Consider the following 19435-nt stretch of genomic DNA (forward strand, 5'->3'; position numbering starts at 1 on the left):
CCGTCGTGGGTCGGGATGGGTCAGGCGGAGGCTGTGCCCTCCGCGGGCGGGGCGGCCCCCACGACCATGGTTTCGTGCACCTGGGCCCTGCGCAGGGCGAGTTCACGCTGTTCTCGGTCGGCGGCGAGCGCCGCATCCTCGTCGCCGGCCATGAGCGTGTCCAGGTCGTGTTTCGCGTACCGCATGACGCCCAGCTTCTCGTAGGCCGATGCCACCCGTTCGTCCCACAGCCCGATGTCCCGCAGCGTGGGCACCACACGGGTGAACAGCAGGCTGCGGAACGCCCTCATCGACGGCGATTTCTCGACGGTCTCGACGCAGTCGGCATGGTCGAGCCCCAGCACCTGCCATATCTCGTCGCCGCGGAACCTGCGGAACAGCAGCCTGGAGCCCTCGATGATGAATTCCTGGCGGTCCCTTCGTTCTGTGTCGGACAGTTCCGAGTAGAGCTGCCGCAGGGCCAGTCGGCCGAAGGCGACATGCCGTGCCTCGTCCTGCATGACGTAGGCCAGGAGGGCGTGTGGCAGCGGCGCGACGCCGTTGGCGGTGGTGTCGCGGAGGAGGCCGAAGGATGCCAGTCCCAGGCCTTCGATCAGTACCTGCATGCCGAGAAAGGGCAGGTCCCACCGGGAGTCCGCCAGGATCTGCTCCAGGAGGGTGCGCAGCGCGTCGTTGACCGGGTACAGGAGACCCAGCTTCTCGCGGACGAATCGGCCGTACGCCTCCAGGTGCCGGGCCTCGTCGATGACCTGGGTGCTGGCGTAGAACTTCGACTCCAGGTCCGGGACGGTCTCCACGATCCGCGCGGCGCACACCAGGGCACCCTGCTCACCGTGCAGGAACTGACTGAACTGCCAGGCGGTGGTGTGCAGGAAGAGCTGGGCGACGAACCGCCGGTCATGGCCGAAGCGCTCCCAGGCCCGCGAGCCATGGATCGGGATCAGTTCCTCGGGCTGGCCCAGGGGGTTGTCGCGGTCGACGTCGAGTTCCCAGGGAATGCGGGTGGCCGCGTCCCACTGCCGGTCCTTGCCTCGCTGGTAGAGCGTCATCAGCCGTTGGTCACTCAGGTCGTACTCCCAGGTCATCCGGGCGTCGCCGGACGCCGGTACGTGGAAGCCGGAACCCAGGTCAGTGCCGGTGTCCACGAGCTGCAGGGGAGGGGCGGTGTCCGCCTCGTCGGGCGGGCTCGCATCGGTCGTCGTGTGCATCGTCAGCCTTCGCTCCGGTGGTTGTCATCAGCTGGCTGCGCAGGGCGTCGAGGTACGGGCCCGGGTGGTCGCGGAAGCAGAAGTGGCCACCCGGTACCGCTCGCAGGACGAAGCGGGAGCGGGTCCAGCGAGCCCAGGCCGCCATGGTCCGGCCGGGCTGGAGAGGGTCGTCGGTTCCGCACAGGCCGGCGACCGGGATGTCGAGCAGGGGTGGTTCCCCCTTCGGGCCGTGCCGCAGCAGCGCCAAATCCCTTCGGCCGAACTCGACACTGGCATCACGTACCCGGCCCGGTCCGGGCCCGGCACCCGGGCGGACGGTGTCACGCAGGGCGCGGGCTGCCACCTCCAGCAGTACGTCCGCACTGCCGTCCAAATGTCCGATCAGATGCGGAGGCGGGCAGTTGGAGACCACCAGTACGGCCGGGGGAACGTCGTGGCCCGCACTCAACTCGGCCGCGAGGAGGTGCGCGAGAAGAGCCCCGAAGCTGTGCCCGAACAGGCCGTAGCGCGACGAAGGCGGCTTCGTCCTCAGCTCTGCCCGCACCTGCCCGGCCAGTGCGGCCACCGCCTCGGCCGACGTGTGGGCGGGCGGCACGCCGCGCCGCGTGCCCCGGCCCGGCAGGTCGAGTCCGGCGAGGCGCGGTGTGTCCTTGGCGCGGTGGTTGAGGCGGGCGTAGGCCTGGCCCGTCCCGCCCGCGTAGGGCACGCAGTAGAGGGTGGCGATGACGTCCGTGGTCATACCCGTTCCGCGGGAAGTTCGGAGGGAAGCGCGGAGGGAAGTTCGGCGGCGATGCGTTCGGCGAGCTGGGTGAGGGTCGGCTGGTCCGCGAGGGTCTCAGCGGTGAGGACGACCCCGGTGTCGTTCTGGACGCGGTCGCCGATCTCCAGGGCGAGCAGGGAGTCCACTCCGAGGTCACCGATGGGCAGGTCGTCCGGCACGCTTTCCTGCTCGTCGAGGTCCAGGCCTTCGCGGATCAGTGCGACGAGATAGCCGAGAGCGGCACGCGAGGCAGGTCCGTTGTCCGGTCCGCTCTCCGGAGTACGGGACTGGGCCAGGAGTTCCTGCAGGTCGGTGTCCGGTGTACTGGGGGCGGTCATGGCGTCCTCCGTCGTCCTGCGTCGATCCAGTAACGGCGTTTCTCGAAGGGATAGGCGGGCAGTCGGACCCGTCGGGTCGCGGGGCCGTTGACCGCGGCGAGGTCGAGATCGCCGCCGAGCGCGTAGTGCGTGCACGCGGTGGTGAACAGCGCTTCGAGGTCCACCAGGTCCACCGGCACCGGGCGTTCGCCGTCCCGGCCGGCGAGGAAGTGGGCCCGGGCGGCCGTTGCCGAGGTGCCGCCGGCTGCCTTCGCCAAGTCCTCCACGACGGGGACACCCCAGGAACGCAGGGTCGAGGCGGCGGTCTGGAACCCGAGCGTCCGCTTGCCGTCCGGGGCCGGGCAGGCGGTGAGCCGCACGGGCGGTGGCGGGATCACGGAGGCGGCCGGCATCGGCGCTGTGAGCCACTTGTCGAGCTTTTCCAGCAGTTCTGGCAGGGTGGCGCCGTGGAAGGCCGCGCGACGGGGGAAGCGCGTACGATGCCCGCTCAGGGTCGCCGCGACAGCGGGCAGGTCCGGTTCGGTGCCGGCCAGGGCGGCAGCCAGCCTGACGACGGACTCGCGCAACGCGGCCTCGGTCCTGGCGGACACCGGGACGATCACCCGGCGCCACGACGGCACCGCCGGCGCGGGGCGCTCGGCTTCCTCCAGGACGACGTGGACGTTCGTACCGCTGAAGCCGAAGGAACTCACGGCCGCCGTCCGGGGCCGGGCCGCGGCCGGCCAGGGCAGAGGCTCCGCGGCCGTGGACAGGCGGGTGCCGGCCCAGTCGGCCTTCCGGTTGGGGCCGTGCCTGAGCGGGAGGGCGGGGAACTCGGCGTGTTCGAGCGCCAGCACGGTCCTGATCAGTCCGGCGATACCGGCCGCCGCTTCCAGGTGCCCGACGGACGCCTTCACCGAGCCGATCCGCACCGGTTCGCCTTCCGCTTCTCCGGCCGCCCGGTCGGCGCCGTAGACCGCGCCGATCGAGTCGAGTTCGATGGCGTCGCCGACCGGTGTGGCGGAGCCGTGTGCTTCCACGTAATCGATCTGACGAGGTATCAGTCCGGCATCGCGCAGCGCCTCGGCCATCACCGCTCGCTGCGCGGATCCGGAGGGTGCCGTGATGCCGTTGCCGGCCCCGTTGTGGTTGACCGCACTGCCCCGGATCAACGCGCGGACCGGCATGCCCCGGCGCCGGGCCGTGGACAGGGGCATGAGCACCGCGACCCCGCACCCCTCACCGCGTACATAGCCGTCGGCGCTCTCGTCGAAGGGACGGCAGCGGCCGCTCGGTGAGAGCACCCCGAGCCGGGTCAGTGCCTCGGTGGGCCCGGTCGCCAGGACCAGGTTCACCCCTGCGGCCACAGCCAGTTCGCACTCGCCGCGGCGCAGTGCCTGAACCGCGAGATGAACCGCGGTCAGCGAGGACGAGCACGCCGTGTCGACGGAGAGACTGGGGCCGCGCAGGCCCAGGTGGTACGAGATACGGCCGGCCGCGGACGCCGGACTGACGCCGACTCCGGTGAAGCGGGAGAGCCTGCCGCCCTCGGAAACGCGCGCGTAGTCCGCCGAGGAGATCCCCACGAAGACGCCGGTACGGGAGTCACGCAGCGAGCGTGGGTCCACCCCGGACTCCTCCAGCGCCGCCCACGCGGTCTCCAGCAGCAGCCGGTGCTGGGGATCCATGGCGTTCGCGTCCGGGGCGCTGACCTCCAGCAACGGCGCGTCGAAGTACTCGATCCCACCGAGCACCCCGAGCCGGCCGAAGGCATGGTCGTCGGACGGAAGTCCCAGCAGACGGCGGCGTTCGGCGGGCAGGCCGCTGGTCAGGTCGTTGCCGCGCCGTACCAGGTTCCAGAAGGCATCGCTGTCGTCGGCTCCGCCCGGCATACGGCAGGCGATGCCCACGACGGCGACGGATTCGGCCGCGGCCTTGTCCTCCGGTGCGTCCTGCGGTGCGGCCTCCTGCGCGGCCGCCGTGTCCTGCCGTAGGGCGTTCGCGAGGTCGTCGACCGTCGGACGGTCGAAGAACACGCCGATCGGGATGGTCCGGCCGGTCCGCCTCTGCAGGGCCGCGGCGACCTCCGCCAGACCCAGCGAGTCCAGACCGAGTTCGGACCAGGTGCGCCGGCGGTCCACCTCGTCCACGGGTACGGCGAGTACCGCGGCCACGGTCTCGGCGATGACATCGGCCGACGCCGCGTCCGCTGCCGTGACGTCCGCCGCCACGGCAGCGGCTGCCGGGGTCCCTGCCACGGTGTCGCGTGCCGTGCGGCCCTCGGCCCGGAGGCCGTTCTCGGTGGGTCCGGATGCGAAGTCCGTGCGGTGCAGTTCGTCCAGCGCGGCGCGGTGCAGCAGATCGCGGCAGAGCGAGCGGCGTACCTTGCCGCTGCTGGTCTTCGGCACCGTGCCCGCGGGCACGAGCACGGTGAGACGCAGGCTCACCCCGCAGGCCGCGGTGACCGCGGCCCGTGTCCGGCGGCCGACCGAGGCGAGTTGCTCGGCAGAAAGTTCCCGGTCGCGGACCTCCGCGACCAGCGCCGCCTCCTCGCCGTGCACGCCGTCGAGGGCGAAGGCCGCCGCGCAGCCGGGGCGGAGTTCGGGAACGGCGTGCCAGGCCGCCTCCTCCATCTGGGCGGGCGCGACATTGCGCCCGCGCACGATGATCAGGTCCTTGATCCGGCCGATCACCACCACCTGCCCGTCCCGCAGACAGCCCAGGTCGCCGGTACGCAGGTACGGACCGTCGCCGTTCGCGAGCCGGGCACCGAAGGCGGCCTCGCTCTCCTGCGGCCGTCCCCAGTAGCCGGCGGCCACGCTCGGTCCACGGAGCCAGATCTCACCCTCCTCGCCGTCGGGCACTACCGTCCGGTCGCCGGGAGAGACGATCCGCAGCTCCAGACCGCACGGCTCCCCGCTGGCCACCGCCTTCCGCTCGGTGACGACCAGGGGCTCGCGGCGCAGTGCGGTTCCGGCGGCCATCAGGGTGCACTCCGCCATCCCGTAGCAGGCGAGGAAGGCGCTGCGACGGAAACCGGCCGGGGCGAAGACGTCCGTGAACGCGTCCAGGGTCTGAGGGCGGAGCATCTCGGCACCGTTGAACGCGACGCTCCAGCGGCTCAGGTCCAGCTCCGCGACGTCTTCCGGCCGGGCCCGGCGCGCGCACAGGGCGTAGGCGAAGTCGGGGCCGCCGCTGGTGGTGGCGCCCACGGCGGTGACCAGCCGCAGCCAGGACAGCGGGTCCTGCAGGAAGGCCAGCGGCGAGCTGAGATGGACCGGGAATCCCTGGTGCAGCGGGGTCAGAATGCCGCCGATCAGCCCCATGTCGTGGTACGGCGGCAGCCAGATGACGCCGGTGGAGTCGCCGGTGTGGCCGAAGGCCGACTCGATCACCTCCAGGTTGGCCAGCAGGTTCTCGTGCCGGACGATCACCCCCTTGGGGTGCCCCGTGCTGCCCGAGGTGTACTGGAGGAAGGCCGGATCCCCGGCGTCCGGCCGGGCGACGTCCTGCGGCGCCATCGGCTCGGTGTGCGCGTCGGTGGCGACCACACGCAGATGGCCGGCACCCGCAGCCGCCAGCCCCTCCGTGACGCCGTCGACCAGGTCCCGCGTGGTGCAGACCAGTTCCGCGCGGCAGTCGCGGGCGATGGCGCTCAGTCCGGTCCACTGGTCGGCGCTGAGCGGGGGATAGGCCGGTACGGGCAGTACACCGGCGTACAGACAGCCGATGAAGGCGGCGATGTACTCGGCGGACGGCGGCGGATACAACAGGACCGCGGCCCGGTGCCCGACACGCCTGCCGGGCGGGCGGCCGCCGTCGGTGACCAGGGCCGCCGCCACGCAGCGGGCCCGCGCATCGAGCCGGCCGTACGTCAGCTGCTGAATCGACTCGCCGCCGTCGGCCCCGGGCAGGTGCAGATGGAAGCCGACAGCGGTGGGAGCCGAGCGGGCACGTGCGCCCACCATGTCCACCAGGCTGTTCACCGGCATACGCCCGTCAGCCGGGCGGTCCGGGATGCTCCAGCCCGACCGTGTCACCGTTGCCCCGCACGGGCCGGGTGGAAGGGAGACCAGTAGAACTGGCTCCAGTAGCTCTCGGCGAGCTTCACCCACGTCCACAGGAGTTCGGGGGAGTCGGCGAAGCGGTGCGGGCTGACCATCAGCCAGCTGAACACCGCCTGGCTGTCCCGGCAGGACTCGCAGTGTCCGCTGGTGCAGCAGAACTGGACGGTCTCCAGGTCCGCCGCCCAGGTGTTGAACTTCGGCAGCACCGGGTTTCCGTTGCGCGCACGGTCATGGTGGGCCGGGAGACCGGAACTGATGCTGGGGCAGACGTCGTAGCCGAACTCCCCCCAGTGGCTCCGGCCGGTGATCATGACCTCGATGGAGTACGGGTGACTGATCACCGTCTCCGGGTAGGCGGCCTGCACCCGCAGCGCCTCGACGAGCAGCTCCCGGGTGCGTTCGGCGTAGAGCGGATCGTCGGTGTCGTAGCTGCTGTAGAAGTTGAAATGGACCCGGCTGCCATGGGCGCGGATACGGCGGACGGTGTCCTCGATGTAGTCGATGCCCTTCTCTGTGAGGGCGTAGATGTAACCGGCCCGCGGGTCGTCGCGGTAGTTCTCCAGCGCGGTCTCGAACAGGTCGGTGAAACGCCTGCCGCCCGGGCGGATGGCGCGCAGTTCGTCGTCGAGGGGCCCGCCACCGAACAGCGAGATGGCCACGGTCAGGTCCTCGAACCCCTCCAGCGGCAGAGGTTTGAGACCGTTGGTGGAGATCGTCACGTAGTCCATGGCGTCGCGGTAGACGGCGATCCGGTCCATGACGAGAGTCGGTTCGCCGCCGATCAGCAGCGCCGTGTTGACACCGCGGCCGACCTCGGCTCTCACGAACGCCCTGAGGTCGTCGAGGCTGGTGTTCTCCTTCGTGGACTTCTCGAACTCGTAGGTGAAGAACCAGCAGCCCTTGCAGCGGAGGTTGCACGCGTTCGTCAGGTGGTATTCGGAGGAGCGGATGCCGGCCGAGAACTGGCGTACAGCGTTGAAGCGGGCCTCAAGTTCGGGATCCGCGGCGAGCGACTCCCGCAGGCGCTGCCCCCAACCGGTCAGTCCGGGGGCAGCGTTCCCGCGCGCCGAGGGCAGGGTGATCGTCACGTCCTGCTTCACAGCTGCGCCGGGTCTTCCGCCGCCGCGTTCTCGGGTGATGCCGATGTCGCGAGGGCGCCGGGAATGGTCAGCCCCATCCTCGCGAGTTCGGGCCGGATCCGGGCCACGAACACATCACGGGCCTCGGCGTTGGTGCGCTGCCGCAGCCCCCAGCGCAGGTACTGCTCGGTGCGCGTGGAGTTCTCGCTGCCGAACAGGCTGAGCACGAACGGCCACATACGCGTCAGCGTCTGCTGCACCTCCTCCCGCCCGGCCTCGTCCTTGATCAGCTCGCGGACGATCCGGCGGCCGTGCCCGACGTGGACGTGCTCGTCCCTGATGACCTTCCCGAAGGAGTTCGCCCAGGGCCGGTAACTGGAGTGGGCCATCTCCTCGATGTGGTCCAGGACCGCGTTCTCCCCGATGTACGAGAACAGGGCACGCTGGGGCCAGGTCTTGATGTTGTGGATGGCGGGCGAGGCATAGAGTCCGCGGTCCAGGAGTTTCTGGTGCAGCATGTACGTGGTGTCGATGTCGAGACCCTCGAGCACCTCCGCCCCGATCATGTAGTGGTCGATCTCCTCCGCGGCCCGCTCGCAGCACACCTTGCGTTCGTAGGCGTTGGGCGCGATCGGAAGGAAGACCTGAAGGTAGTCGTCCGCGCCGGAGAGTTCGCCCTCGGTATGGACCATCATCTGGTGGGTGGCCAGCTCCTGGTACTCCTCCGGCATCCGGCGGAAGTCCTCGGGGGTCTCCACCACCGGCACGGGTCCGGCCGTCTTGTGCGGCATGTTCGGTCCTCTCCTTGGCGCTCAGCGGGCAACGGTGCCCGTCGGGGCGTCGGCCGGAACTTCCTGCGGGGTATCGCCTTCGGAATCGGCGAGCGCCTCCTCGATGCTCTGGTGGAACCAGGCGATGGCCTTCTCGTAACGGCCGAAGGTGAGCGCGGAATTACCGCCCGAATTCATGCCTTGCTGGATGGAGAGGAACCGCGCGGCATCCTCCCGCTTGACCTTCTGGATGACCTTGAGGCTCTTCTGCCATTTCTCCGCCTCCGCCTCCGCCTCATAGAGCCGGCGGGCGAGGAGCGCATAGAAATTCATCGTCGAGTGGTCCACGCCGTCGGGGTATACGTGCCACACGGCCGCATGCTCGGGGAGTACGGCGATCATCGTGTTCGGCCAGACGACGTACAGCAGCGTCGACTGCTCCACCAGGTCCCATTTGGCTTCGTCGATGTGCCGCAGTTCGGTGATCTCACGACGGGGCAGCACACAGCGGATGTGCGAGCCGAACGAGTCGAATTTTCCGACGTTCGAAAGGAACACCGGATAGATCGTGGTGCGGTGGGTGAACTTGGTGTGGTAGTTCTCCAGGAAGATGTCGAACGGCAGCTTCCAGTTCACCGGATGACGAACCGTCGACGGTTCGAGGGCCACGTACTCCGCGAGGCCCAGGTCCTGGAGGTCCTTGCCGACCTCGTCGAGCCAGTCCACCAGCTCCCGCTCGGGGGCGTTGCCGTCGGCCTGCACATAGACGAACCCCGCGTGCACCTGGGACCAGAGTTCCCGAAGGCCGAACCGCCCCTTGTCGGACGCCACCTCGGGGAAGCCGAAATCGTCCGGGACATGGCGCAGTGCCCCGTCCGCTCCGTAGGTCCACGCGTGGTAAGGGCAGGCGAACGTGTTGGCGTGCCCGGTCTCCCGTTCCTCGAGCACGGTTCCGCGGTGTCGGCAGACGTTCACGAACGCGCGGATCCTGTCGTCCTTGCCGCGGACGACGAGGATGGGGACCTTGCCGACCTGGACGGTCTTGAAATCTCCGGCCTTCGGGAATTCGGCGACGTGCCCGACGGACAGGGGCCTGCGGTACCAGATCTGCTTCAGCTCTGCGGACAAGCGCTCGGGATCGGTGTACACGGTGACGGGATTGAAGTACTCGCTCTCCTGGCCCGCCATGTCCGTGGTGCGCTGCTCGTTGAATTCCAACAGTTTCTGGATGATCCCGACCTGGGTGCTGTGATCCATCTGTGCCCCTCTCGCGACGACAGTGTGGTACCGAGGAGGAAGGGTGAGAAAAGGTGATGAGGGAGCAAGTGGCGGCGCCGGTCGATTCTCGTGTATCCGCCGGACCGATTTGTGATTCCTGAGTCGGGCGGGAACTCGGAGAGCGCGATTCAAACTGGTTCCATGATTTTGCCGAAACGGTTACTCGCGCGTCAAGTTTGGGAGCGCGAGCAGTCAGTGGGTTCCGGCCGTAAGCCTGGTGTGAAAGTGATCTCGGAATGCGGCTGGTCGAATGCCTCTCACGAGGGACGGACGGATCTGGACCATGTCGGACGCCCGGACAGGCGGAGGTGCCGGACGGTCGCACTCCTCGCCCCTTTGGCCCCAATCCGCAGCTCGGCCCTGCCGAACAAAGAATATCGGGAATCACCCTTCGAGATCACTCGACTATGTCTTGAAACGCGAGGATGCCGAGGCTCTGCGAAGAAATCAGCTCACCCACCAGCCACCGTGTCCACAACTGCCCGCAAAGCCCCACATCACAGGGCCGGTGACCGAGGACCACCTGACGCACCGCGGCCTGCCCCGCCTCCCCCGGCACCTGGTGCATCCCCACCGGCTTGCCGTGAGGCCGCATCGCCGGCGCCCGGCCGTGTGCTGCCCGCTGCCCGACGGCTCCTGCCTCACCGCAGTCCTGCGGCGGCGGTAAGTGCAGCTCGACCTCGTCGGGATGGGCGACCCGCGACCAGGCCGAACTCGTCGCCGAGACCCGCCGCTTTTTCCTCCGGCGCCAGCGTCAGCCCCACATCGTCCGCGGCTACTTCCACGGCCCGCACGTCCGCTACATCCTGGACGAGAACCCCATGCCCAGGTCGAGCACATGAGCGAGGGGTACGGGTTCTTGGGGTTCCACGTCCAGTGGCGCCGCAAGCCAGGCACGAAGGATAAATGGCACGTCTGCACCTTCATCGCTGCCCGGCCCGTCCGGCAGTTGAAGGACAAGATCCGTGACCTGACCCCCAGAACGTCACAGACCAACCCCAGGGACCTGCTGTTCAGGATCAACCAGATCCTGAACGGCTGGGCCAACAAGTTCAAGCACGCGGTGGCCAAGCACACCTTCAGGATGCTGGCGAACTTTCGTCTGGCGACGGGTCGTCAAACGGACCGGGGGAAACCCCGGCACCGCGTCTCAGGCTGACTCACCGACCGTGACCCACCGCGTCCCACTGCCGAGGGCCACAACGGAGTCGACGGCTGCGGTGTCGACGCGCCCGGCTGGTAACTTGCGTTCCATGGAGCCGAGATCCCGCACTCTCTGGTTGCGCACCGAACCCCTCCACGCCGTCATCTACTTCGACGACCAGTGTCGCGCGCTGGGCAGGTCACTGGGGCTCAAAGGCTTCTGGATGGGCTACTTCGCGATCCGTACCGCCCCCATGGGGGCGGTCGGGCAGGGCGCGGCCACCGCCGCCCTTGCCGTGTTCGCCCCGGGCATGGTCGGCCGTGCCCTGCCTTCGGCGTGGCGGACCGTCACCCCGGAACAGGCCGTGGAAGCCCGCGCCCGCGCCGCCGCCCGGGTTCTGCGCCGGGTCGCCCCTGGCATCGAGGAGCGCGCGGCCGCCCTCGCCGACCCACTGACGGCCATGGTAGAAGACGCCCCCGCCCTTGCCCGGCCATTGTTCGCGGCCAACCGTCCGCTGTGCGACCGGGCCGACCCGGTGGAGCGGCTGTGGCAACTCGTCACGGCGTTGCGCGAGTTCCGCGGTGACGCCCACGCCGCAACCCTTGCCGACCATGACCTGGACGCGCCGGAGGCGCTCGCCCTGACCGCCGGTACGGGCAGGGTGCCCCACGAGAGCATGCGGGCGGACCGGGGCTGGAGCGAGGCCGAATGGGCGGGGGCCGTGGACCGGCTGCGCTCCCGCGGACTGTTGGACGCCGAGGAGAACGCCACCGACCGGGGCCGCGCGGAACGTGACCGGATCGAGCACGCCACCGACCGCCTGGCCGCCCGGCTGCTGCGCCCACTCGCCACTCCTCGGGCGGACGCCCTGCTCGCGGCCCTGAAGGAACCGGCCTGGCACGTGCTGCAGGCGAACCTGCTCCCTTTCCCGAACCCCCTCGGCCTGCCGGACGAGACGGACCGGGGGCCGGGACCGACCGATGAAGGGACCTCGGCCGCCGGCTGACGACGACTGTCCGGCCGTACCTCTGGGTTTGCACTACGGGTGATCGGAGGTCATGCGAGTCAAGGACAGTCCCGTTTCCCGGATCCTGGCAGGCGCCCCGCACCGCCGGGGTTCCCTCGGGCTCATGCGTCTGGTGCTGGGCGCGGGCATCTCGGTGCAGTTCAGCCGGACCCCCGGGTCAGAAAATCACGTAGGCATGCTTGATGCTTTTTGGGGCCGCTGCCATACTCCTCCCCATGTTCGATCCGACGCCCGTCATCGACGACCTGCGTGACGAGGGCGAGGAACTCGACCAACTGGTAGTCGAGTTGGGGGCCGAACAGTGGACCCTCGCCACCCCCGCCCCCCGCTGGACGATCGCCCATCAGATCGCCCATCTGCACTGGACCGACCACGCGGCGCTGATCGCCGTCACGGACGAGGACGGTGCCCACGCGCTGACCGAGAAGGTGCTCGCGGCTCCCGGCTCCTTTGCCGACGAAGGAGCCGAAGCGGGCGCTCAACTCCCGCCCGGTGAGTTGCTGTCCAGGTGGCGTGAGGGACGGGCCGCGCTCGATCGGGCGCTTCGGGACGCGGTGCCCGGCAGCCGCTTTCCCTGGTTCGGGCTGTATCTGTCCGTCGGCTACATGGCCACCGGCCGACTGATGGAGACCTGGGCCCACGGCCAGGACATCGTCGATGCCCTGGGTGCCGTCCGCACCCCTACGGACCGCCTCAAACATGTGGTCGGCCTCGGTGTGCGCGCAAGGGACCTCGCCTTCATGGCGCAGGGGCTCGCCGCACCCACCGAGGTGTTCCGGGTGGAAATCACCGGCCCGGCCGGCGAATTGTGGACATACGGCCCCGAAGACGCCCCGCAGCGCGTCACCGGCCCCGCCCTCGACTTCTGCCTCCTCGTCACCCAGCGAGCCCACCGCGCCGACCTCGCCGTATGCGCCGAGGGCCGCGACGCCGACCGCTGGCTCGGCATCGCCCAGGCCTTCGCGGGCCCGTCCGGCCGCGGTCGACCGCCCAGGGAAGCGGCTGAATGACCCTCCAGATCGGCAATGCCTCCAGCTTGCACGGTGGCTTCGACCCGATGCGCGAGATGTCACCAGCGGTGAACTGGACGTCCTGACTGGCGACTACCTCGCCGAGCTGACCATGCTCATCCTGGGCCGTGACCGGCTCAAGGACCCCGCCGCCGGCTACGCCCGCATCGTTCAGCACGACCTGCAGCGGGAGTTGACCTACGACGGGCTGCGGGCCGCCGAGGCGAAGGGCAACAAGGGGGGCGACGCGCAGCCATCAAGGCCGAGACTACCGACGCCGTGCGCACCGCGTACCTGGACGGCCAGACCATCGCCGGCCTCGCCCGCGAACACGACGTCAGTCGCGGCGCCGTCCGCACCACCATCGCCGACCTCATGCCCGAGCACACTGTCAGCCACCAGGACACTCCGGCCCCGGGTTCACTACCCCCGACTCGCTCGGTGGGACGTGGGAAACCGGGACGGCGCTCGGGGATGCCGTCTCGGCCATCGCGGCCGCCCGAGGGGCGGCCGCGATGAAGCGGTCTTCGAAGCACACAGTGTCGCGGTGGGAGTTGGCTGGCCGGGCGATAGCGGGCCGGTTTCTGGCCTGCTACTACCCGGACTGGTGTCAATCCCTTCTCATGACGAGGACCGCGTTCTGTCCTCCGAACCCGAATGACGTGCTCAGTGCGGTGGTCATGTGGGTGGGGCGTGGGCACTTGGTCACGATGTCGAGTTCCAGATCGGAGTTCTGGAGGGCTAGGTTCGCGGTCGGTGGGATCACTCCGTGTTCCAGGCTGAGCAGTGTGAGGGCGGCCTCGATCGCTCCGGCGGCGCCCAGGGCGTGGCCAAGGACACTCTTGTTGGCGGTGACCGGTGGTGCCGATGGGAAAATCCTGCGCAGCAGCCGGGCTTCGGCCTCGTCGTTCAACAGGGTTGAGGTGCCGTGCGCGTTGATGTGGTCGATGTCGGAGGCATCGCAGCCGGCGTCCGCGAGTGCTGCCCGGATCGTGGCTTCCGCTCCGCAGCCCCGTGGGTCGGGGGCGGTGGGGTGGAATGCGTCGACCCCGGCGCCATAGCCGGCCAGGAGACCCCGTACTCGGGCGCGGCGGCGGTGCGCGTCCTGGGCACGTTCGAGAACCATCACGGCGGCTCCCTCGCCGAGAACAAATCCGTCCCGGTCCGCGTCGAAAGGGCGTGATGCCGCTGCCGGATCGATCCGGCGCGAGGACAGGGCGCCCATCCGGGAGAAGCACGCGGCGGTCATCCGGCTTCGGGCGGATTCGCTTCCGCCTGCCAGTACGACGTCGCACCGGCCTGAGCGGAGCAGATCCATCGCGGTACCGAGCGCAGTGGCACCGGAGGCACAGGCACTGCTCGTAGTAAAGGTGACGCCCCTCACCCCGAGGTCAAGGGCGACCTCGCCGGCGGCCATGCTCGGAACGCTGCGCGGGATGGCGAATGGGGAGAGATGAGAGGCACGGTCTTGGTCAAGGAGGCGGAAGGGCTCCTCGTACGTGTGGAGGCTGTTGCTGCCAACTCCGAGGACAACGCCCACGCGCTCGGCTCTCCACTGGCCAGGGTCGAGGTCGGCGTCGGCCACGGCCTGGCGTGCCGCGACGACCGCGAACTGTCCGAAGGCGTCGAGTCGGCGCGCGAGTCGGTGACCGAGCAGGTTCTCGGCCCGGAAGTCCTGCACCGCGCAGGAGAAATCCGTTCGCAGACCGATCAGCCGCGGGTCCGTAACGGCGAGTGAATTTCCCTCACACAGTCGGTGCCAGTTGTCTTCGCATCCGATGCCGGCCGGCGAGATCAGTCCCATGCCCGTGACCGCGATGTCCCGCGTCTCCATCTGCGTGTCTCCTTCGCCTCCGGCCGCTCCACCGGCCCAGCCCGGTCCGGCAGGCTAACTTCGGGGCCCCTCAACCCGCCAGCCGGAGCTACACCACAAGAGTGAATGTGCATGGGTAAGCGTCCGTTCGGCGCCACCGCCACGTGATCGGATGCCTCCCGCGCTGGTAGACACCCCTGCCATGACGCCACCGCTCAGCCTCCTGCACCGGCTCCTCGTCGAGGAATGCGACGTCGACCCAGCCCTTGTCCAAGCGCAGACCGAGCCGGAAGACCTGCGCCTTGGCCTACTCCTGGCGGGCAAGCTCCTGGTGGCCCTGGAGCGGCGATACCACCTCGTGCTGTCCGAGGCGCAGCAAGCTTCCGTACGGTCAGCGGGCACACTGGGAGAGGTCGCGGAGCTTCTCCAAGGCATGCCTTACGTGCAACTACTGGACCTGATCGTCGAGCAGTGCGGCATTCCGACGGAAAAGCTGACGCCCGAGGCCGACTTCACCGCTCTGGACATCGACTCTCTGCATCTGGTGGAGCTGATGGTCATGGCGGAGCAGCGGTTGGACACGCGGCTCCCCGATTACGGAGCGGCCCTGCACCGCGGCATGACACTCAGGGAATCGGCTGCCCTGTTCGAGACCGCGCGGGATACCTCTGGCGACATGCCCGCGGTACCCGCGACCACTTCGGCCGGCTGACATGACACGGCCGCCGGACACGCGCCGTGCCGATCACCATCGCATCGACTATGAGGGGCTCACCCTCGAATGCCGTGTCGACACGTGCGACCGTCCGCAAGCCCGAACGGTACTGCTCATCGGTGGCATGCTGAACACGCTTGAGATGTCCCAGGAACAAGCGGCCCGTGTCAGCGCCTACGCGACAGCCCTGCGGCTGGCGATTCCGGGTGTACACCTGCCCGGCCGGCTGCCCGCCCACTTCACCTTCGACTTCCTGGCGGACGCCGTCCGTCATGTGCTGGACGAACTCGGACACCAGCGGGTCAGCATTCACGGCATCTCGTACGGCGGCAACATCGCCTACCACTTCGCCGCCCGCTACCCCGATGCCGTCGAGCGGCTGCTGCTGACCGGCACGGCCGGGCCCGGCGGGCTCGCCCTCTACGACCCCGCGCTCTGGGAGAGCCTGGCTCTCCGGTGGCGTACCAGCCCGCGCGAAGAGTTCGCGGAGGAGATGACCGCTCTGCTCACGGGAACCGACTGGGGACTTGCCGCCGAAGCGCTCCAGCCCATGCGGCGGATGGTCCAGATCTGGGCGCGTCGCCTCACCGAGGACAGCATGCAGTTGGGGATCGACTGCGGGCTTCGGATGGAGTCGCTGACCACCGCCACCGTTCCCGTGCCCGCACTGGCGGTCACCGGTGAACACGACGCATGGACCCCTCCCGAGGCATGTCGGCAGCTCGTCTCCGCCTGGCCGGACGCCCGATTCACCACGATCAGGCAGAGCGACCACTTCGTGCCCATGACCCGTCCCGCCGAGCATGCAGACCTGGCCCGCAGGTTCTTTCTGGGCAAGCTGGATGACATGGATGAACAGGAGGAGACGGTGGGCGACTTCTCGTACTGCACGGCATGGGAACGGTTCCAGCACTCGACCTCCTGGCAAAGCAGGAGCCCCGTATGACTGCCTCCGTTGCAGAGACCGGCCGATCGGCGCCGTCCGTCACCGGACGGCGCCGATCGGCCGGTCTCGCCGTGGTGTGCACCGGCATGCTCCTGCTGGGGCTGGACAACAGCATCCTGAACGTCGCACTGCCCTCGCTCCAGCAGGATCCGCACCTCGGCATCGACACAGCGGGACTGCAATGGGTCACCGACGCCTATCCGCTGGCCCTCGCGGGGCTGGTACTGGCCTGCGGGCGCTGGGGCGACCGGTACGGGCGACGGCGGGCCTTCATGCTCGGCATGGCCGTCTGCGGCGTGGCGTCCGTGTTCGGGGCCGCCGGCGTCACGCCCACCCAGTTGACGGCGGCACGAGCGGGTATGGGATTGGGCGGCGCGCTCATCATGCCGGCCACCTTGTCCCTCACCGTCGACCTGTTCCGTGGCCACCCCCGCTCGCGTACCGCTCTCGCCACCTGGACCGCATCGGCGAGCATCGGGCTCGTCCTGGGACCGGCCCTGGGCGGCTGGCTACTGGAGCACTTCTCCTGGCGCTCCGGATTCTGGATCAACGTACCGGTGTGCGCCGTCGCCCTGCTGTTCGCCCGGCCGCTGCTGCCGGACTCCAAGGACCGCGGCGGACGGCCGCTGGACCCGGCCGGTACCGTCCTGGGAATCCTGGCCCTCACCACCGCCGTCTACGGAATCATCACCGCACCGCACCGGGGCTGGGCCAGCACCGGGACCGTGTCCGTACTGCTCCTGGGTGCGCTGCTGTTCGCGCTGTACGCCCGACGCGAGCGACGGCTGCCGGTTCCCTCCCTGCCCCTGGACCTGCTGCGCGGACGCCACTACGCGGGAGCGGTGGTAGTCCTCGTCCTGCTCTTCTTCACGCTGGCCGGCATGGGTTTCGTGGTGGTGCTGTATCTGCAGGGCGTCCTTGGATACACACCGCTCCAGGCAGGGCTGCGTATGCTGCCGTGCGCGGCCGCCGCGATCGTGGGGTCCGGCTGCGCTCTGCTGCTGCCGGGCCGGTTCGGGCCCAGAGTTCCCGTCGTCTCCGGGGGAGGTCTCGCCTTCCTCGGATATGTGGTGCTGACGACCACCGACGCGGGCTCCGGCTACGGCCGGGCACTCACTGCCCTGACCCTGGTCGGACTCGGACTCGGACTCGCCTCACTACCCTGCACCGAGATCGTCATGAACGCGGCACACCCCAACCACGCAGGAACAGCCGCCGCCATGAACGACACCACCCGCGCGGTCGGCTCCTCCCTTGGGATCGCCGTACTCGGTTCCGTGGTCAACTCCGTCTACACCGGCCGCATGACCGAGCGCGGACCTCACTTCCCTCCCGGCACCCCAGGCACCACCTCCGAGCAGACGATCGGCGCACTGCCCGCCGTATCCACCCTTCCTCCGGAACAAGCCGCCCCTCTGATCGCCGCGGCACGGGACGCCTTCGTCCACGCGATGACCGTCGCTGCCGTACCGGCGGCCGGAGTCGCCGCAACGGCAGGACTGACTGCCTGGTTCCTCCTCCGTTCCGCCGACCCCATGGTCGCTGCGGCAAACCAGCGAGAACCGCTGGCAGACAGCGACCGGATAAGGGCCGTCCACTCAGCGAAGGAGCCCGCCGTATGAGTACGCATCCTCTCCCGGCACCAGCCGCTGCTCCCGTTCCTCCGGAGCACGAACGCCAGGCATACGTAGAGCAGGTCCGCGCGGACGGCACGGACTACGATCTGCTCAACATCGGGGGCCTGGACATGTGGTCGGCCACCGGATACCAGCAAGCCAAGCAGCTGCTCACCGACCCACGCGTGGTGAACTCCCCGTCGCCGGTGACCGGGCGCGAAAACGACGTGGACCTCTTCGCACTCGGCCCGACCCTGACGGGCAGGCATGTCCTACGAGCCGACGGGACCGCACACGCCCGGCTGCGTGCCACGATCGCACCCGCCTTCAGCCGCGCGGCCGTGCTGCGCCGACGCGCCTTCATCACGCGTACGGTGGAACGGCTGCTGGACGGCCTACCGGGCACGGACGAGACCGATCTTGTCGAGTCGTTCGCCCGCCCCCTGGTGAACCATGTGCTCGGCCACGCCATGGGCCTGACAGAGGACCAGACACGCCGGCACGCCGTCCTGCAACGACGGAACTCCGACGCCACCGACGCCACGACCCAGCGCCGTACCGCCTTCGCTCTCAGCATCCTGCTGCAGCGCGTGCTGAGCGGCTCCGAGGGCGCCATCCCCCAAGACAGCCTCATGGCGTCAATGCTCCGGCCACCACGCGCGATCACCCCCCTGTCCTATGCCGAAGCCGTGGAGAACCTGATCGCGGTCTACCGCGCCGGCCTCATCCCCACCATCAGCGCACTGGCCTTCGGCGCCGCTCGACTAGCCCAGGAACAGTCACCGCAAGCCATGACGGCCCTTCAGGACCCTGGACGCACCGAGATCCTGATCGAGGAACTGCTGAGGCTTCAGCCGCCACACGCCGTAACGACGCCGCGAGTGACGGCCGAACCGATCGAGACCGACAACGGGATCATCCCCCGCGGATCGACGGTCACAGCCTGTCTCGTCACCGCCAACCGCGACCGCGTCCAGTACACCGCCCCGGACGAGATGCGGCTGGACAGAACCCGCCCACCCAAACACCTGGCCTTCGGCTGGGGCCCTCACAGCTGTGTCGGGGCCGTCCTGGCCCGCCAGATCCTGCACCTGGCCCTGCCGGCCCTCTTCGGGCGGTATCCACGGCTGCGGCTCACCCTGCCACTCGAAGAGATCCGCTTCCACGGCTCGTACTCCGACCGAATCCCCATCGCACTGCCCGTGGTTCTTGACACCCCGGCCCAGCCCAGCCCAGCGCTCGCCGCAGCCAGCTCCGGCCTCGTCACCATCGCCACGCTCGGCCCTGCGGTGGGCCACACCCCTTCAGCCGCTGAACGCGATCTCGGCGCTGTGCGCAGCGTCCAGACCCGGACTTCGCAAGTCGCCCAATCGTGAAGATCAAGGGGCCGTAACTGATCGCTTGCCGATCGGAACCGCCGCGACGATAGCCGTCGCGGTCCGGCCCGGTCGAGATCGGACACCGTGAGGTCACTTCGGAGAACCTCTTCGCGACCTGCGAAGTCCGGGTCGGGTGTCGCGCTCGTGGCCGGTGCGCCGCAGGTGGACGAGGGCCTGCGCCAGCGCTTTGCTCTCGGTGACGATGTCGGGGCGGTGCCGTGTGGCGTAGAGGAGGAACTGGAGAGTGGGGCCGTCCAGGCCATCCACACCGTGTCCGAGCCTCAAGAGGCTCGGACACGGTGTGGA

The 19435-nt window shown here is 69.3% G+C and carries 16 protein-coding genes and 1 pseudogene; 8 read left to right on the top strand and 9 right to left on the bottom strand.

Features of this window, described 5'->3' with window-relative positions:
• Nucleotides 1-20 precede the first annotated feature (20 nt).
• The 7 genes from G3I71_RS11315 to G3I71_RS11345 form a co-directional block, all read right to left on the bottom strand.
• Nucleotides 21-1208: a ferritin-like domain-containing protein gene (locus G3I71_RS11315; protein WP_164313856.1), complete on the bottom strand. Its 1188-nt coding sequence runs from the start codon at nt 1206-1208 to the stop codon at nt 21-23.
• Nucleotides 1129-1947 carry a thioesterase II family protein gene (locus G3I71_RS11320; RefSeq protein ID WP_164313857.1) on the bottom strand — a complete coding sequence of 273 codons (819 nt, stop codon included), beginning with the start codon at nt 1945-1947 and terminating at the stop codon, nt 1129-1131. The genes G3I71_RS11315 and G3I71_RS11320 overlap by 80 nt, the downstream gene beginning before the upstream one ends.
• Nucleotides 1944-2306 (bottom strand): acyl carrier protein, encoded by a 363-nt coding sequence (locus G3I71_RS11325; RefSeq protein ID WP_164313858.1) that lies wholly within the window; start codon nt 2304-2306, stop codon nt 1944-1946. Before G3I71_RS11325 ends, G3I71_RS11320 begins: the two co-directional genes overlap by 4 nt.
• Nucleotides 2303-6253, bottom strand: coding sequence for a beta-ketoacyl synthase N-terminal-like domain-containing protein (locus G3I71_RS11330; protein ID WP_164313859.1), 3951 nt, complete (start codon nt 6251-6253; stop codon nt 2303-2305). Before G3I71_RS11330 ends, G3I71_RS11325 begins: the two co-directional genes overlap by 4 nt.
• 68 nt (nt 6254-6321) lie before the next feature.
• Nucleotides 6322-7440: a radical SAM protein gene (locus G3I71_RS11335; RefSeq protein WP_343242923.1), complete on the bottom strand. Its 1119-nt coding sequence runs from the start codon at nt 7438-7440 to the stop codon at nt 6322-6324.
• An 8-nt stretch (nt 7441-7448) separates the two neighbouring features.
• Entirely contained in the window at nt 7449-8222 is a 774-nt protein-coding gene (locus tag G3I71_RS11340; RefSeq protein WP_239149083.1) for a Phenylacetic acid catabolic protein, read from the bottom strand.
• A 21-nt stretch (nt 8223-8243) separates the two neighbouring features.
• On the bottom strand, nt 8244-9458 hold the full coding sequence (locus G3I71_RS11345; protein ID WP_164313860.1) for an aromatic ring-hydroxylating dioxygenase subunit alpha: 1215 nt from the start codon (nt 9456-9458) through the stop codon (nt 8244-8246).
• Between the two features lie 859 nt (nt 9459-10317).
• Between G3I71_RS11345 and G3I71_RS11350 the strand changes: the two genes are divergently transcribed.
• The 4 genes and pseudogenes from G3I71_RS11350 to G3I71_RS11365 all read left to right on the top strand — a co-directional run.
• Nucleotides 10318-10638 carry a group II intron maturase-specific domain-containing protein gene (locus G3I71_RS11350; RefSeq protein WP_203729964.1) on the top strand — a complete coding sequence of 107 codons (321 nt, stop codon included), beginning with the start codon at nt 10318-10320 and terminating at the stop codon, nt 10636-10638.
• Between the two features lie 94 nt (nt 10639-10732).
• The gene (locus G3I71_RS11355; protein ID WP_164313861.1) at nt 10733-11629 is read left to right on the top strand and encodes a hypothetical protein; all 897 of its coding nucleotides are present in this window, start codon (nt 10733-10735) and stop codon (nt 11627-11629) included.
• A 236-nt stretch (nt 11630-11865) separates the two neighbouring features.
• Nucleotides 11866-12660: a TIGR03084 family metal-binding protein gene (locus G3I71_RS11360; protein WP_164313862.1), complete on the top strand. Its 795-nt coding sequence runs from the start codon at nt 11866-11868 to the stop codon at nt 12658-12660.
• A pseudogene (locus tag G3I71_RS11365) lies at nt 12657-12826 on the top strand (acyclic terpene utilization AtuA family protein); the annotation flags it as partial. The gene G3I71_RS11360 and the pseudogene G3I71_RS11365, both read left to right, overlap by 4 nt.
• Nucleotides 12827-12858: 32 nt before the next feature.
• Here G3I71_RS11365 and G3I71_RS52680 read toward each other — a convergent pair.
• Entirely contained in the window at nt 12859-13059 is a 201-nt protein-coding gene (locus G3I71_RS52680; protein ID WP_164313785.1) for a hypothetical protein, read from the bottom strand.
• 211 nt (nt 13060-13270) lie between these two features.
• Complete coding sequence (locus G3I71_RS11375) at nt 13271-14494, bottom strand: beta-ketoacyl synthase (RefSeq protein ID WP_164313863.1); 1224 nt, start codon at nt 14492-14494, stop codon at nt 13271-13273.
• Nucleotides 14495-14675: 181 nt separating this feature from the next.
• Between G3I71_RS11375 and G3I71_RS11380 the strand changes: the two genes are divergently transcribed.
• The 4 genes from G3I71_RS11380 to G3I71_RS11395 all read left to right on the top strand — a co-directional run bounded on the left by G3I71_RS11380 (nt 14676) and on the right by G3I71_RS11395 (nt 19126).
• Nucleotides 14676-15185: a phosphopantetheine-binding protein gene (locus tag G3I71_RS11380; RefSeq protein ID WP_164313864.1), complete on the top strand. Its 510-nt coding sequence runs from the start codon at nt 14676-14678 to the stop codon at nt 15183-15185.
• Between the two features lie 127 nt (nt 15186-15312).
• Nucleotides 15313-16134: an alpha/beta fold hydrolase gene (locus tag G3I71_RS11385; RefSeq protein ID WP_164313865.1), complete on the top strand. Its 822-nt coding sequence runs from the start codon at nt 15313-15315 to the stop codon at nt 16132-16134.
• Nucleotides 16131-17756: an MFS transporter gene (locus tag G3I71_RS11390; protein WP_164313866.1), complete on the top strand. Its 1626-nt coding sequence runs from the start codon at nt 16131-16133 to the stop codon at nt 17754-17756. The genes G3I71_RS11385 and G3I71_RS11390 overlap by 4 nt, the downstream gene beginning before the upstream one ends.
• Complete coding sequence (locus tag G3I71_RS11395) at nt 17753-19126, top strand: cytochrome P450 (protein WP_164313867.1); 1374 nt, start codon at nt 17753-17755, stop codon at nt 19124-19126. The genes G3I71_RS11390 and G3I71_RS11395 overlap by 4 nt, the downstream gene beginning before the upstream one ends.
• The last annotated feature ends 309 nt before the right edge of the window (nt 19127-19435 follow it).

The organism is Streptomyces sp. SID12501 (genome assembly GCF_010550245.1).
GTDB lineage: Bacteria > Actinomycetota > Actinomycetes > Streptomycetales > Streptomycetaceae > Streptomyces.